Source organism: Streptomyces pacificus (assembly GCF_011766325.1).
GTDB classification, from domain to species: domain Bacteria; phylum Actinomycetota; class Actinomycetes; order Streptomycetales; family Streptomycetaceae; genus Streptomyces; species Streptomyces pacificus.
The window spans coordinates 507,826-523,193 of sequence record NZ_BLLG01000005.1 but is presented as its reverse complement, the minus strand read 5'-3'; the positions used below and the strand labels follow the sequence as shown (position 1 = coordinate 523,193).

Here is a 15,368-nt window from a genome sequence, read left to right as displayed (position 1 = left end):
GAGTTGACCGGTACTAATAGGCCGAGGGCTTGTCCTCAGTTGCTCGCGTCCACTGTGTTTGTTCTGAAGTAACGAACATGCCGAGACCGTATACCGCCGTTCGTGGTGGGGTGCTGGTCGGCTGGTTTGTTTTTCATAGAGTTTCGGTGGTCATAGCGTGAGGGAAACGCCCGGTTACATTCCGAACCCGGAAGCTAAGCCTTTCAGCGCCGATGGTACTGCAGGGGGGACCCTGTGGGAGAGTAGGACACTGCCGAACGATTGTTGTGGGGAAGCCCTGGATCTGCTGATCCGGGGCTTTTCCGCGTTTTAGGGGTGGTGTATCGCGAGCCGGTCGGTGGCAAAGCCGGAGCTGTGAGCGGCTGTGAGGCGCAGAAATCGCCTGGACAGCCGGTGTTGCCACGGGGAGTATCCGGGCATGGAACACAGCATTCGCGCCATACGGGCCGGCGAGGCCGATCGGGACCGGGTACCGCGGACACCGGGAGGGTGAGCTGGGTGAGCTGTCGGCGTTGCCGCGCTCGTCGAACCGGGGCGCGTGGAAGTGCCGGGGGCGTGGTCCGCATCCATGGTCTCGCTGCCTGTGACGGGACGGTACGCGAGGTCGGCCGGGCCCGAGCCCGACCGATACGGTGTCGGCCATGACCGGCCGCGCACTGCTGATGTGGGACGAATCGGTGACGATGTACGACTTCGGCCCCAGCCATCCGATGGACCCCGTGCGGCTTGTGCTGACCATGGCGTTGGTGCGGGCCTGCGGGCTGGACCGCGCCGTGGACGTGGTGGCGGGCAGGCCTGCGGGCGAGTCCACCCTGCGGTTGGTCCACCACGAGGACTACGTGGCGGCGGTTCGCGCGGCCTCGCGGGACCCTCGGGCGGCGGAACGGTCGTACGGTCTGGGCACCCCGGACGACCCGGCCTTCGCGGGCATGCACGAGGTGTCGGCGATGATCGCAGGCCAGTCCGTGGAGGCGGCCGAGGCGCTCTGGCGGGGCGAGGCCCCCCACGCGGTGAACTTCGCGGGCGGGCTGCACCACGCGATGCCCGGTTCGGCGTCGGGCTTCTGCATCTACAACGACGCGTCGCTGGCCATCGCGCGGCTGCTGGAGCTGGGCGCCGAGCGTGTCGCCTATCTGGACGTCGACGTGCATCACGGAGACGGTGTGCAGGCGGCGTTCTGGGACGACCCGAGGGTGTTGACGATCTCCCTGCACGAGCATCCCGGGACGCTCTTCCCGGGCACGGGGTGGCCTGAGGAGACGGGCGGCCCGGGGAGGGGCGAGGGCTCCGCGGTGAACGTGGCGCTGCCCGCCGGAACCGGCGACGGGGGCTGGCTGCGCGCGTTCCACGCCGTCGTGCCCGAGCTGCTGAGGGACTTCCGCCCGCAGGTCCTGGTGACGCAGCACGGAGCCGATACGCACGTCGAGGACCCGCTGGCGCACCTGGCGGTGTCCCTGGACGCCCAGCGGCTGGTGCAGGAGGCCTGCCACTCGCTCGCGCACGAGTGCGTCGAGGACGGGCGCTGGCTGGCACTCGGCGGGGGCGGTTACGCCGTCGTCGACGTGGTGCCGAGGTCCTGGACCCATCTCGTCGGCATCGCCGCCCATGCTCCGGTGGACCCTGAGTCGGTGGTTCCGTCCTCGTGGCGGGACGAGGTGTACGCGCGGACACGGCAGTTCGGGCCGGGACGGATGACGGACGGGCACACCAGGCCGGAATGGCGGTCCTGGGAGGACGGCTACGACCCGGCGGACCGGCTGGACCAGGCCGTGCTCGCGACGCGCAGGGCGCTGTTCCCGCTGCGGGGCATGCTTCCGTAGCCGGCCCGCGGCCCGCCCGCCGCCGGTACGACGCCCCGTCCCGCGGGCGGGAGGGCGATCGGCCGTCAGTACCCCGCTGGTGGGTGATGTGCCGGGGTTCCGGGAGCGCGGTGCCGGACGACGCGGGAGCATTGTCGCCGTGTTGAGCAGAGGGGCGCTGCGGGCGCATCTGCTGGCGGTGGGACTCGCCGGCCCGGTGGCGATGTCCCGGGAGGAGAGCCTGCGGACTTACCGGCTCTTCGCGGCACGCGATCCGAGGGTCACGCTCGGGCTCGACCCCGAGGGGGCCTGGGGCGAGCGCGAGCTGATCGCGCTGATGGCGGACAGATGCGGGGTCTCCGGGGACCCGGGGCGTGTTTCCGGTCAGGAGGTCATCGACCCGGAGCGCACGCTGGACGGGCTCGACGCGTTCGCGGGCCGGCTGGCCGCGGTCGCCGAACGACGCGGGACCGTGCTGTTCGGCACCGGGCATCCGCACCGGTTGCTCGGCTTCTACGCCGCGTTGGCAGACGCCCTGTCGGCGGCGGGCTGTCTTGTTCTCACACCCGCGCAGGGCCGATGTGTCGACATAACGACCCGGTTCGGGGTACGCATGTGCACCATCGACTACGTACGGGGCGTCGCGATGCTGCGGACGCCCGGCGCTCGGGTCGCGGGTTCCGAGAGCGCTGTGCACACCCATTCCCCCCTCCCCGTGCGGGCCGCGCTGGAGGGTGCGGCGGAGTCCGGTACCCCTCTGCCCGAGCTGGTGGTCGGGGGCCACGGCTGGGTCTGCGGTGCAGGTCAGCTCGGCTTTGAAGCCATCGGCCCGGCGGACGCGGATGATCCGGCGCTGTTCGTCGGCGAGGCCGAAGGGCGCGTGTCCGTCACCGTCCCGCTGGATGACGCCGTGCACTCCGCCTACTACCGGCCGCTTACTCGCTATGTACTCAATCGGGCGTGTCTGTCACGGTAAACGGCCGATGGCTGCTCCTCTTCCCCACTCGCACCATCCGCCCCTACTCTGGGGAGTGAGCGCACCGCGACGAAGAGTCACCGGAGGGGAAGCCGGTGTGCGTCGTGTGCGGAAGGTACAGGTGGGTCATGGCTGCTGGCGAAAGGCCTCTCAACGAGGTCAAGTTCCTGACCGTGGCGGAAGTCGCCTCGGTGATGCGCGTGTCGAAGATGACCGTGTACCGCTTGGTGCACAGCGGTCATCTGCCGGCGATTCGGGTGGGCAGGTCCTTCCGGGTCCCGGAGCAAGCGGTTCACGAGTACCTCCGGGAGTCCTTTGTGGGGGTCGAATCGGCCTGAGGCACCCCTCGGATTACAGGCTCGGAGCTCGGGCCGGTAGGCTGGGCCGACGTAGGTCGTGTGGGCCCAGACGCCCCGCACCGAGTGAAGAGAAGTGAGCGAGGGTAGTCGTGGGCTCTGTTATCAAGAAGCGGCGCAAGCGGATGGCCAAGAAGAAGCACCGCAAGCTGCTCAAGCGCACGCGTGTGCAGCGTCGCAACAAGAAGTAGGCGGCAGCTGTCGCGAACACCGTGGCCCCTTTCACCCGCGAGGTGGACGGGGCCGCGGTGCTTTTCCGGCCGCTGGTGTCGTGCGTTGGGAGCAAAGAGCCGGGTGGCAGGCCCTGCGGTCAACACGGCGCAACACCAACCCGCTACGGTGACGGATAGCGAGGACCGAACGGAAGGCGCTGATCTTGGGCAGGGTCGTGCTTGTCACCGGTGTGGCCCGACAGCTCGGGGGCCGCTTCGTACGCCGTATCCAGCGGGATCCCGGAGTGGAACGGGTGGTGGGCGTCGACGCGGTGACTCCCGGGCACCGTCTCGGCGCAGCCGATTTCGTACGGGCCGACATCCGGCAGCCGGCCATAGCGCGGGTGCTCGCCGAGCATGACGTGGACACCGTGGTCCATCTGGACGTGACGGGCACGCCACTCGGGTCGGGGGGCCGTACCGCGGTCAAGGAGACCAACGTCATCGGCACCATGCAACTGCTCGGTGCCTGCCAGAAGTCGCCGACCGTCCGGCGGCTGGTGGTCAAGTCCAGTACGAGCGTGTACGGCTCCGCCTCACGGGACCCGGCCGTATTCACCGAGACCACACCCCCCAAGTCGCTGCCGAGCGGCGGCTTCGCCAAGGACGCGGTGGAGGTCGAGAACTATGTCCGCGGCTTCGCGCGCCGAAGGCCCGATGTGGCGGTGTGCGTGCTGCGGTTCGCCAACATCCTGGGACCGGGCGCCGACTCCCCGCTCGCGGACTACTTCTCGCTGCCGGTCATGCCGACCGTGCTGGGCTACGACCCGCGGCTGCAGTTCGTCCACGAGGACGATGTCGTCGGCGTCTTGCGGATCGCCTGTCACGAGCCCCGCCGCGGCACGCTCAACAGCGGCACGTTCAACATCGCGGGCGACGGAGTGCTGCTGCTGTCGCAGTGCTCGCGCCGACTCGGCCGGCCCACGGTGCCGGTGCTGCTGCCCGCGGTGACCTGGGTCGGTTCGGCCCTGCGCGCGGTCGGCGTCACCGACTTCTCGCCGGAGCAGATCCGGCTCCTCACCCACGGCCGGGTGGTCAGCACCGTGCAGATGCGCGAGACACTGGGCTTCGCCCCCGCCCACACGACCCCGGAGACCTTCGCGGACTTCGCGCGGAGCCGCGGGCCGGGCCTGCTGCCGCCGGAGGCCTTGGCGCGGGCGGTCGACAAGGTCGCCGCGCTGTCGCCGACCGGCGGTGCCACCCCACCGAGCGCCGGATAAGGAGCGCGAGCAACGATGGCGGACGCCAAGGTCATTCCGTTCGACGACGACCGGTCGCGCAACGGCGCGCCGCAGCGCTCGGTGCGGCGCCGCACCGGATCGGGCCGGCGGAGACCCGTGGCCGAGTCGGCGCGTGAGATCGCGGTCGGTTCCGTGCCGGGACAGCCGGGCGGTGACCGGGTGGTGCCGAAGGAGGCAACGGGCCGCGGGGGTGCGGCCGCGGACGGACAGCCGCAGCGGGGCCCCGGACCGGGCGGCAGGGACGCCGGCTGGGACCAGCGCATCGCCGGCGGTCTGGCGTTTCTGCGCCGCCGGCTCACCGGTGACTACGACGTCGACGAGTTCGGCTACGACGGGGAACTCACCGACCAGGTGCTGATGTCGCTGCTGCGGCCGTTGTACGCCAAGTACTTCCGGGTCGAAGTGAAGGGCATCGGGAACATCCCGGCCGAAGGCGGGGCGCTGGTCGTCGCCAACCACTCCGGGACACTGCCCCTGGACGGCCTGATGATGCAGGTGGCCGTCCACGACAACCATCCGGCCGGCCGGCATCTTCGGCTGCTCGCCGCGGACCTGGTCTTCGTACTGCCGGTGATAAACGAGCTGGCCCGAAAGGCCGGGCACACGCTGGCGTGTACCGAGGACGCCGAACGGCTGCTGCGGCGGGGCGAGGTCGTCGGGGTGATGCCGGAGGGCTTCAAGGGCGTAGGGAAACCGTTCAGCGACCGCTATAAGCTCCAGCGCTTCGGGCGGGGCGGTTTCGTCTCCACGGCGTTGAGGGCGGGCGTGCCGATCGTGCCGTGCTCGATCGTCGGGGCCGAGGAGATCTACCCGATGATCGGCAACGCGAAGACGCTTGCCCGGCTCCTGGGATTCCCGTACTTCCCGATCACGCCCACCTTTCCCTGGCTCGGGCCGCTGGGAGCGGTACCGCTGCCGACGAAGTGGACGATTCAGTTCGGCGAGCCCATTCCGACCGACGGCTATCCGCAGGAGGCCGCCGAGGACCCGATGCTGATGTTCAATCTCACCGACCAGGTACGGGAGCAGATCCAGCACACGCTCTACAAACTGCTGGTGCAGCGGCGGTCGGTCTTCTTCTGATCGCTTGACCGCTCGCTGGTCTGTCTGCCCGGTGGTGGCCCTGGCGGCCTCAGGGGCCGGGGCGGGATACGCGTGGAAGCGTATCCCGCCCCGGCCCTGTGTCCTTCCCCGGCCCGACGGCTTCCGCCTCTCCCCGGCCCAGAGTGCCGGCGGGCTACGGCGTGTCCTCGCTGTCGAGGCCCAGGTCCGGCAGAAGCCCCGGCAGCAGGGGTGGGATCGTCACGTCCGGCACGGGCGCGGCCGGGTCCGGGAGCTTGGCGGACGGCGACGGGGAGGCGCTGTTCTGCGGGGGGGTGAGCAGTCCGCCCGTGTTGCCCCCGATGAGCAGCTCGTCGTCCACCTCGCCCGACCCTGACGGCTGCGGCCGGCTGTCGTCGTCCGGACCGACCGCGGGCCGCGAGGAGGACGTGGAGGGCCGCGTCTGCGAGGGGTTCGAGGCGTCGTCCTGCGGGGGCGGCCCGGTCCGGCTCGAACCCAGCCGCTCCGCCTCGGCGGGACGGGGCAGGAGCGACCGCAGCGGGCCCACCTCCTGGTCTATGGCGTCGAAGACCGAACTCACCTGGTCGCCGACGTCCGTGAGTTGTACGGGCAGCCGGTCCCGCAGTCCGTTCCAGACGTCGCGGTGGCTGCTGGAGAAGGAGGACAGGGTGGCGATGGGGCCGAGCGATCCGTCCCGCTCATACGCCTGGTGCAGCAGCCGGTGGCCCTCTGAGACGTCGTGCCGCATGCCGCTGAGGGTGTGCCTGATCTCGTTCATCGACTCGGTGTCCAGTTCGCCCGCGCGGCCGCGCTCCATGAGGCGGCGGGCCTCGTTCAGCCGGGTGGAGGCCTGGTCGAGATAGAGCCCGCCGCGGTCCGCGTCGTCGTCGGCCATGCCGAGCTTCAGGTCCTCCATGCCCCGCTTGAGCCCGTAGAGGGAGTCACCGGGGAGGGCGTCGGAGCTGGCGGCCGCCACGCCGCCGAAGGCGCCTGCGGCCACTCCCACGGTGAGTCCGCCGGCCGCGAGGCCCTTGGACCACCGGGAGCGCGGTCGGAGTTTCCGGAGCGGAGAGGACCGATGAGCGCCGCGGCGGGAACTCCGCTGCTCCGGAACGGTAGGGCCGCGGGCTGCGGAGCCCTCCGCGAGCATGGCTTCCACGGCGGCCACGAGCCGGGCTCGCTGCACCACCTTGACATCGGGATCCAACTCCGGCTTCGGCAGCTTGCCGAGGCCGTTCGCCAGGGCCAACAGCCGCCCCTGTTCGGCCGGCTCGGCTGAACTCTCGGGCTGTTCGGCCGCCGCGCCCCGGGGCGTCTCAGTCTCCAGGGCCTGGGCGAAGGCGTTCGCCCGCCGATGCGCCGAAACGTTCGCGATCACTGGCGGCACCTCCTCTCGTCATGACGGTCGACTCCCCGGGGGGTCCGGAAGGTTGCGCGCCTTGAGCGCATCCACACGAAAGAGTGAGTGGCTGCGCGCACGACGTGACCGCAGGGAGCCTGCATTGCGCACAACGAGCGGCTCGGCAGTTGGGTTACGCGCGGAGGATGATCGGACCAGTGCGTCATCGAGTGCTCACGGATGGTGAGTTGGGGGCGGATGGGCCGGGGACGGGCGCGTGGGGGGCGGATGGTGCAGGTGGGGCCTTCACGGGGGGCGGTCGGTGGGGCGGTCGGGTAGACGGGCCGCCGATGGGCTCGCGGTCGAGGGGGGAGGGGGCTGGGGCCGTGGGTGTCAGCGGGCGTCGTCGGGCAGCAGCCGTGCCAGGGTGCGCACGGCCCGGTACTGCAGGGTCTTGATCGCGCCCTCGTTCTTCCCCATCACACGGGCGGTCTCGGCGACCGAGAGGCCCTGGAGGAAACGGAGGGTGACGCACTCCTGCTGCTGTGGATTGAGTTTGCGGACGGCCTCGAGCAGCGCGGCGTTGGAGAGCGACTCCAGCACCGACTCCTCGGGGCTGCGCGCCACCTCGTTGGCGTCGAGCATCTCGCCGGTGGTCACTTCCAGGCGGAACCGGCTCGACTTGAAGTGGTCGGCGACCAGGTTCCGGGCGATCGTCACCAGCCAGGCACCGAAGTCGCGGCCCTGCCAGGTGAATGTCGAGATGCGGCGCAGCGCGCGGAGGAAGGTCTCGCTGGTGAGGTCCTCCGCGGTGGCCTTGCCGCCGACCCGGTAGTAGATGTAGCGGTAGACGGTGTCGCTGTACTGGTCGTAGAGCCGGCCGAAGGCCTCGGCCTCGCCGGATTGCGCCCGTTCGACCAACTCCATCATCCGCGCGCTGTCGCTGTCGGCGCTCGGCCGACGGGTGGTCGAGGTGGCGGCGTGCCGACCACCCCGTCTGCCCGCGTCCCGGTCGCCCGTCCGCCCGTCCGCCACGCTGCCGCGGGCCGGTGCCTTCTCGATGCGGTCGGCCAGGGCATAGCAGGGACCGGCAGGGCCGAGGGCGGCCGGGCTCGCGGCGAAGGCGGGGACGGCGTACGCGGTGGGGACGAAGCCGCGCATGTGGTCGAGGACCACGGCGCGGAGCGTAGCCAGGCCCGAGGCGTCAACCCCGACGTGTGGGTACACGGGACTCCCAGAGGCAGAGCTTCCATCACGTGCTGTGCGGGACCGGTCACTCGTCGTCGTGACGTGTGGGGGTCCGTATGCGTCTGAGGAGAATAACGCTTCGTACAGGCAGTGCTACACCCAGTTGCTCAAATCATCGAATACGTCGCTTCTGTTACAGCATGGAGGCACATTTAGTCGCAGATTGTGATCGCTTGTTGATCGGACTAGTCCGCCAACTGCCGAAGGAGGTGATGGGTTGTGTTCGTCTGGAGGCAGGGCGACTGGAGGGCGGCGTGACGGGGTAGGGCCACCGGAATGCCCGGTGCCGGACTCCCGACGCCGGATGCCCGGTGCCGGACGGTGTCCGCCGCGGGGCGTCGGGTGGCGCCGGGAGCCGGTGCTCCCTCTGAGCCGCCCAGCGCCGTTCAGCGCCGTCCAGTCGGCCCGGTGGCGGTCCGCGCCGTTCACATGGTGTGCCGTCAGCGACGGCGCCGGTGCAGGGCCACGGCCGCCGCCGTGCCGCCCGCGAGGGCGCCGACCCCGGCGGCGGCCGGGATGCCGACCCTCGCCGCCTTGCGGCCCGTCCGGTAGTCGCGCAGCCGCCAGTCCCGCTCCCGGGCGTGCTTGCGCAGCTTGGTGTCGGGGTTGATCGCGTACGGGTGCCCCACCAGGGAGAGCATCGGGATGTCGTTGTGGGAGTCGCTGTAGGCCGCGCAGCGCGACAGGTCGAGGTTCTCCGCGCTCGCCAGGGCCCGTACCGCCTCGGCCTTGGCCGGGCCGTGCAGCGGCTCGCCCACGAGCTTGCCGGTGTAGACGCCGTCGACGGACTCGGCGACCGTCCCGAGCGCGCCGGTCAGCCCGAGCCTGCGGGCGATGATCGTCGCGGTCTCCACCGGTGCGGCGGTGACCAGCCAGACCTTCTGGCCGGCGTCGAGGTGGGCCTGGGCGAGGGCGCGGGTGCCCGGCCAGATCCGGTCCGCCATGTACTCGTCGTAGATCTCCTCGCCGATCGACATCAGCTCGGCGACCCGGTGGCCCTTGACGATCGACAGCGCCGACTCGCGCACGTCCTGCATGTGCTCGGGGTCCTCGACGCCCGCGATCCGGAACCACGTCTGCTGCCAGGCGAACCTCGCCAGCTCCCGGCGCTGGAAGAACTTGCGCTTGTACAGGCCGCGGCCGAAGTGGAAGATCGCGGCGCCCTGCATGACGGTGTTGTCCAGGTCGAAGAAGGCGGCGGCGCCGACATCCCCGGCCACGGGGAAGGCGGGTTCGGCCGGTGAGGCTTCGGCGTCGGCTTCGGCGCCGGTCCGGGCCCGGGCGTCCTCCTCGAACTGCTGTGACGTCTTGCGTGCTGCCTCGGCTGCGGCCTCGCCGGCGAGAACGCTCCGGGCGGTCGAGGAGCGCCTACGGGGAGTGAGCCATCCCAGTGCGGCCATGTCGTGAGCATAGCCAGTCCGCCTGCCGGTTCCCGACTCGCCGGGATGCCGGCGGGTGAACTCCGTGCGGCAGGGTCGCCGGAGGGGCCGGCCCGGTGTGGCGCGCGTGGGCGGACAATGGGGGGCATGACCCCTCTGCTGCCGCGTAGCAAGAAGAAGGCCGGTGACCGCGTGGTGACCCTGATCGGAAAGCCCGGGTGCCATCTCTGCGACGACGCGAGGTCCGTGGTCGAGCGGGTGTGCGCCGAGACGGGGGCGTCCTTCGAGGAGAAGGACATCACCCGGGACGAGGAGCTGCACCGGGCCTACTGGGAGCAGATCCCCGTGGTGCTGGTGGACGGGGAGCAGCACACGTTCTGGCGCGTCGACGCCGGCCGGCTCCGCCGCGAACTGGGGGTATGACCGAAAGACGGCTACCATCGTGGGCGTTTTGCTGGGATCTCGGGGGCGTGGCTGTGAGGAGTGTGACCGCTTTGCCCCCTTTGGCGGCTTCGCCGGTGCCGATCGCCCCGGGTTCCGGAATGGCGCGTTCAGATCGCGTGACCCCGGTCACTTTGCCCGGACAAAGCGGACACCATCTTTGTGCACGTGTTCACAAAGACATAGCCTGCTTTCGACGGGGCGGTCCTGGGACGCATGGCCGCCTGCCTCGCTCATCCCGCAGGAGCACCGTGGCAACTGGCCGAACCCACCGACCGGCGACCCGCAGCCGAGGAATCCCCGAGGCCACCGTCGCCCGGCTTCCGCTGTATCTGCGCGCGCTGACCGCGCTGTCGGAGCGCTCCGTGCCGACAGTCTCCTCCGAGGAACTCGCGGCCGCCGCGGGCGTCAATTCCGCGAAGCTGCGCAAGGACTTCTCGTACCTCGGCTCCTACGGCACCCGCGGTGTCGGGTACGACGTCGAGTACCTCGTCTACCAGATCTCCCGCGAACTCGGCCTCACCCAGGACTGGCCGGTCGTGATCGTCGGCATCGGCAACCTCGGTGCCGCTCTCGCCAACTACGGCGGGTTCGCCTCCCGCGGCTTCCGGGTGGCCGCGCTGATCGACGCCGACCCGTCGATGGCGGGAAAGCCGGTGGCGGGCATCCCGGTCCAGCACACCGACGAGCTGGAGAAGATCATCTCAGGCAACGGCGTGTCCATCGGGGTCATCGCGACCCCCGCGGGCGCCGCCCAGCAGGTGTGCGACCGGCTCGTCGCCGCGGGCGTGACCTCCATCCTCAACTTCGCACCCACCGTGCTCTCCGTGCCGGACGGCGTGGACGTGCGCAAGGTCGACCTCTCGATCGAGCTGCAGATCCTCGCCTTCCACGAGCAGCGCAAGGCCGGTGAGGAGGCCGAGGGCGAGCCGGCCGCCGTGCCGCCCGCCGCCCGGCCCGGCGCCTCCGCCGCGGCCGACGGCCGGAAGGGACCCGACGGGGACGTGCCCGCCGTGATGCCGGCATGAGCCTCCTCGTCGTCGGCCTCAGCCACCGCAGCGCCCCCGTCAGCGTCCTGGAGCGGGCCTCGCTCTCCGCGGAGACCCAGGGCAAGCTGCTGCAGGACGCCCTCGCCGCCGAACCCACGGCTGAGGCGGCCGTACTCGCCACCTGCAACCGGATCGAGCTCTACGCCGATGTGGACAAGTTCCACGCGGGAGTCGCCGAACTGTCGACGCTGCTGTCCCAGCACAGTGGCGTCGGGCTGGAGGAACTCACTCCCTACCTCTACGTGCACTACGAGGACCGGGCCGTCCACCATCTGTTCTCGGTGGCCTGCGGGCTGGACTCGATGGTCGTCGGCGAGGGCCAGATCCTCGGCCAGATCAAGGACTCGCTCGCCCTCGGCCAGGAGCTGCACAGCGCGGGCCGGCTGCTGAACGACCTTTTCCAGCAGTCCCTGCGGGTCGGCAAGCGCGCCCACAGCGAGACCGGTATCGACCGTGCCGGGCAGTCGCTCGTCACCTTCGGCCTGGAGCAACTGGCCGATGGCACGCCCACCGGGGAGTGGGCCGCGGGCAGAAGCGCGCTCGTCATCGGGGCCGGCTCGATGTCCTCACTCGCCGCGGCCACCCTGGCCCGCGCCGGGGTCGCCGAGGTCGTCGTCGCGAACCGCACCCCGGGGCGCGCCGAGCGGCTGGTGCAGATCCTCACCGAACCCGGCGGGACGGGCGTCCGCGCCCGGACCGTCGACATGGCCTCCGTCGGCGGCGAACTGACGCGTGCCGACGTCGTGGTCTCCTGCACCGGCGCGACCGGGCTGGTACTCGGGGCCGCGGCCGTCGAGGCCGCGCTCGACGGCCGCGAGGAGCCGCTGGCGCTGCTCGACCTCGCGATGCCCCGGGACATCGACGCCGCGGTCCACCGGCTCGACGGAGTCCGGCTCGTCGACATCGAGTCGCTGGCCGGGGCGTCCGCGGACGTGCCGATGGCCGCCGACGTCGACCGGGTGCGCGCCATCGTGGCGGCCGAGGTCGCCGCCTTCGGGGCCGCCCAGCGCGCCGCGCACATCACGCCGACCGTGGTCGCGCTGCGCGCCATGGCCGCCGATGTCGTGGCCGGTGAGATCGCCAGGCTCGACGGCCGGCTGCCGGGGCTTGACGAGCGGCAGCGCACGGAGGTCGCGAGGACGGTCCGCCGGGTCGTGGACAAGCTCCTGCACGCGCCCACCGTGCGGATCAAACAGCTCGCGGCCGAGCCCGGAGGCGCCGGGTACGCGGACGCGCTGCGCACACTCTTCGACCTCGACCCGGAGACGGTCGCCTCCGTCAGCCGGGCCGACGTCACCGACGCCGACATCAAGAACCGAGGGCGAGTATGACCGAGAGGGCATCGGGGACCGAGCGGCCCCTGCGGCTCGGAACCAGGCGCAGCAAGCTCGCCATGGCCCAGTCCGGGCATGTGGCGGCGGCGGTGCGGCGGCTGACCGGCCGCTCCGTCGAGCTCGTGGAGATCACCACCTACGGCGACACCTCGCGCGAGCACCTGGCGCAGATCGGCGGCACCGGTGTGTTCGTCACGGCACTGCGCGACGCGCTGCTCGCGGGCGAGGTCGACTTCGCGGTGCACTCGCTGAAGGACCTGCCGACCACGCAGCCGGGCGACCTGGTGCTGGCCGCGATCCCGCGGCGGGAGGACCCGCGTGACGCGCTGGTCGCCCGCGACGGGCTGACCCTGGACCGGTTGCCGCGGGGCGCCCGGGTGGGCACCGGCTCGCCGCGCCGGATGGCCCAGCTCAACGCGTACGCCCGCGTCCACGGGCTGGCGATCGAGACCGTGCCGATCCGCGGGAACGTCGACACCCGCATCGGTTTCGTGCGGGACGGGGAACTGGACGCGGTGGTTCTCGCCGCGGCCGGCCTGAACCGTATCGGCCGGATCGAGGAGGCGACCGGCTTCCTGCCGGTCGACGCGGTCCTGCCCGCCCCCGGCCAGGGGGCACTGGCGGTCGAGTGCCCGGCGGCCGACGCCGCCCTCATCGCCACGCTCGCCGAACTCGACGACCCGCACACCCGGGCCGCCGTGACCGCCGAGCGGTCCCTGCTCGCCGCCTTGGAGGCCGGCTGCAGCGCGCCCGTGGGCGCACTTGCCGACCTGCCCGCCGGCGAGCGGGCTGTTCATGAGATGCGCCTGCGAGGCGTCGTCGGTACCACCGACGGTTCCACGCTGGTGCAGCTGTCCGTCACCGGTCCCGTACCCTCGTCGCACGACGAAGCCGTGGCACTCGGGCGCGAACTCGCCTCGGAGATGCTCGCCAAGGGCGCGGCCGGTCTTATGGGGGAGCGCGCACTTTGAGCCCCACCACCTCGAACGCCCACGCTGGTCCCGTACACGGGCAGGTCACCTTCCTCGGCGCCGGTCCCGGCGACCCGGGGCTGCTGACGCTGCGCGCCGTCGAGGCGCTGGCGGGTGCGGATGTGTTGATCGCAGAGCCGGAAGTCCTCGACGTCGTTCGCGGCCACGCGCGCGCCGGTGTGAGCACGCCCGAGCCGACCGTTGCTGACGATGCCTCAACAACCGCCGATGTCCCGGTGTTGAGGGACACGGCCAATCTTGTCATGGAGGCCGTGCGGGGCGGCAAGCGGGTGGTCCGTGCCGTGAGCGGGGATCCCGGGCTCGACGGCGACGCGGGCGCCGAGATGCTCGCCTGCGCGGCCGCGGGCATCCCCTTCGAGGTCGTGCCGGGTGTGGCGACCGCCGTGGGGGTACCCGCCTACGCGGGTGTGCCGCTGCGTGACGCACACGGCACGGATGTGCGGTTCATCGACGCCCGGACGGCCGACGCCCGCTGCTGGACCGAGGTCGGCGCCTCCGACGGCACCGTCGTGGTGTCCACGACGCTGGACGCCGTGGCGTCCGCGGCCGGGGACCTGGTGTCGGCGGGGCGCAAGCCCGACACCCCGCTGACGGTGACGGTGGCCGGTACGACGACGCGGCAGCGGACGTGGACGGCGACGCTCGGCACCATCGCCCAGGTCTTCAAGCAGGGCAAGGTGCTGCCGTCGCCCGAGGGCCACCGACCGGTCATAGTCGTGGTCGGTGAGCGCAGTGCCGCAGCGCAGCGCGACCGGCTCGCCTGGTTCGAGTCCAAGCCGCTGTTCGGCTGGAAGGTGCTCGTGCCGCGCACCAAGGAGCAGGCCGCTTCGCTCTCCGACCAGCTCAGGTCCTACGGGGCCGTGCCGCACGAGGTCCCGACGATCGCCGTCGAGCCGCCGCGCACCCCGCAGCAGATGGAGCGCGCGGTCAAGGGTCTGGTCACCGGCCGCTACGAGTGGATCGCCTTCACCTCGGTCAACGCGGTGAAGGCGGTACGGGAGAAGTTCGAGGAGTACGGGCTGGACGCCCGCGCCTTCGCCGGGATCAAGGTCGCGGCGGTGGGCGAGCAGACCGCGTGTGCGCTGATCGAGTTCGGGGTCAAGCCCGATCTGGTGCCGAGCGGTGAGCAGTCGGCGGCCGGCCTGCTGGAGGACTGGCCACCGTACGATCCGGTGTTCGACCCGATCGACCGGGTGTTCTTGCCGCGGGCCGATATCGCCACCGAGACCCTGGTGGCGGGCCTGATCGAGCTGGGCTGGGAGGTGGACGACGTCACGGCCTACCGGACCGTGCGGGCGTCGCCTCCGCCGGCGGAGACCCGGGAGGCGATCAAGGGCGGCGGTTTCGACGCCGTGCTCTTCACGTCCTCGTCGACCGTGCGGAACCTGGTCGGCATCGCCGGCAAGCCGCACAATGTGACGGTGATCGCCTGTATCGGTCCCGCGACCGCGAAGACGGCGGAGGAGCACGGGCTGCGGGTCGACGTGCTGTCGCCGGAGCCGTCGGTGCACAAGCTGGCCGAGGCGCTCGCGGAGTTCGGGGCGCGGCGCAGGGAAGCCGCGCTGGAGGCGGGCGACCCGGTGATGCGGCCGAGCGAGCGGCGTCCGGGAGCGCGCAGACGGCGGACGACATGACCGCGGAGGGCTGATCGCCCGCGGCGCACGGCACGGGCGGACGGTCGGCGGCGCACGCAGTGGCGTCCGGGATGTGAGGGCAAGGGGCCGCGGGGTGGGAAGGGACTGCTCCCCGCGGCCCCTTCCCATGCGCTCCGGGCCCTGCCGCCACTGTTCCTCCGGGGCCGCACCGTCGTTCCCGGCCGTATCGAGGCGGGGGCCTCGCGGCCGTATTCCGGTCTTCGCCCGGCCGTCTTCCCGCCCTCGTCCGGTCCTCGTCCGGTCCTCGTCCCTGGACACCGTGTCGGCAAGAGCGGTCGCCGGACG

14 protein-coding genes and 1 rRNA gene are annotated in these 15,368 nt (G+C 71.5%); 12 read left to right on the top strand and 3 right to left on the bottom strand.

Annotated features, from left to right (window positions below; translation table 11 throughout):
* Positions 1–142 precede the first annotated feature (142 nt).
* The 7 genes from rrf (at position 143) to SCWH03_RS12085 (ending at position 5,667) form a co-directional block, all read left to right on the top strand.
* A 5S ribosomal RNA gene (gene rrf / locus SCWH03_RS12115) occupies positions 143–259 on the top strand.
* 382 nt (positions 260–641) lie between these two features.
* On the top strand, positions 642–1,820 hold the full coding sequence (locus SCWH03_RS12110; protein WP_173264148.1) for an acetoin utilization protein AcuC: 1,179 nt from the start codon (positions 642–644) through the stop codon (positions 1,818–1,820).
* Positions 1,821–1,959: 139 nt separating this feature from the next.
* Entirely contained in the window at positions 1,960–2,775 is an 816-nt protein-coding gene (locus SCWH03_RS12105; RefSeq protein ID WP_173264147.1) for a phosphatase, read from the top strand.
* 128 nt (positions 2,776–2,903) lie between these two features.
* A complete protein-coding gene (locus SCWH03_RS12100) occupies positions 2,904–3,113 on the top strand; it encodes a helix-turn-helix domain-containing protein (protein WP_158687078.1) in 210 nt (69 codons plus the stop codon).
* A 110-nt stretch (positions 3,114–3,223) separates the two neighbouring features.
* On the top strand, positions 3,224–3,322 hold the full coding sequence (locus SCWH03_RS12095; protein ID WP_003948845.1) for a 30S ribosomal protein bS22: 99 nt from the start codon (positions 3,224–3,226) through the stop codon (positions 3,320–3,322).
* 185 nt (positions 3,323–3,507) lie between these two features.
* The gene (locus tag SCWH03_RS12090) at positions 3,508–4,563 is read left to right on the top strand and encodes an NAD-dependent epimerase/dehydratase family protein (protein WP_173264146.1); all 1,056 of its coding nucleotides are present in this window, start codon (positions 3,508–3,510) and stop codon (positions 4,561–4,563) included.
* A gap of 15 nt (positions 4,564–4,578) precedes the next feature.
* A complete protein-coding gene (locus SCWH03_RS12085) occupies positions 4,579–5,667 on the top strand; it encodes a lysophospholipid acyltransferase family protein (RefSeq protein WP_173264145.1) in 1,089 nt (362 codons plus the stop codon).
* 154 nt (positions 5,668–5,821) lie between these two features.
* On the opposite strand, the gene SCWH03_RS12080 is transcribed toward SCWH03_RS12085, so the two are convergent.
* From SCWH03_RS12080 to SCWH03_RS12070, 3 genes are all read right to left on the bottom strand, one after another.
* Entirely contained in the window at positions 5,822–7,024 is a 1,203-nt protein-coding gene (locus SCWH03_RS12080; protein ID WP_173264144.1) for a DUF5667 domain-containing protein, read from the bottom strand.
* A gap of 354 nt (positions 7,025–7,378) precedes the next feature.
* Positions 7,379–8,212 (bottom strand): ECF subfamily RNA polymerase sigma factor, BldN family, encoded by an 834-nt coding sequence (locus SCWH03_RS12075; protein ID WP_173264143.1) that lies wholly within the window; start codon positions 8,210–8,212, stop codon positions 7,379–7,381.
* Between the two features lie 461 nt (positions 8,213–8,673).
* Complete coding sequence (locus tag SCWH03_RS12070; protein ID WP_173264142.1) at positions 8,674–9,633, bottom strand: HAD family hydrolase; 960 nt, start codon at positions 9,631–9,633, stop codon at positions 8,674–8,676.
* Positions 9,634–9,759: 126 nt separating this feature from the next.
* Here SCWH03_RS12070 and SCWH03_RS12065 point away from each other — a divergent pair, with 126 nt between their 5' ends.
* From SCWH03_RS12065 to SCWH03_RS12045, 5 genes are all read left to right on the top strand, one after another.
* Entirely contained in the window at positions 9,760–10,035 is a 276-nt protein-coding gene (locus tag SCWH03_RS12065) for a glutaredoxin family protein (RefSeq protein ID WP_173264141.1), read from the top strand.
* Positions 10,036–10,304: 269 nt separating this feature from the next.
* A complete protein-coding gene (locus tag SCWH03_RS12060) occupies positions 10,305–11,081 on the top strand; it encodes a redox-sensing transcriptional repressor Rex (RefSeq protein WP_173264140.1) in 777 nt (258 codons plus the stop codon).
* Positions 11,078–12,433, top strand: coding sequence for a glutamyl-tRNA reductase (locus tag SCWH03_RS12055; protein WP_173264139.1), 1,356 nt, complete (start codon positions 11,078–11,080; stop codon positions 12,431–12,433). Before SCWH03_RS12060 ends, SCWH03_RS12055 begins: the two co-directional genes overlap by 4 nt.
* Positions 12,430–13,407: a hydroxymethylbilane synthase gene (gene hemC, locus SCWH03_RS12050; protein ID WP_173264138.1), complete on the top strand. Its 978-nt coding sequence runs from the start codon at positions 12,430–12,432 to the stop codon at positions 13,405–13,407. Before SCWH03_RS12055 ends, hemC begins: the two co-directional genes overlap by 4 nt.
* Positions 13,404–15,062 carry a bifunctional uroporphyrinogen-III C-methyltransferase/uroporphyrinogen-III synthase gene (locus SCWH03_RS12045; RefSeq protein ID WP_173264137.1) on the top strand — a complete coding sequence of 553 codons (1,659 nt, stop codon included), beginning with the start codon at positions 13,404–13,406 and terminating at the stop codon, positions 15,060–15,062. The genes hemC and SCWH03_RS12045 overlap by 4 nt, the downstream gene beginning before the upstream one ends.
* Positions 15,063–15,368: the final 306 nt, after the last annotated feature.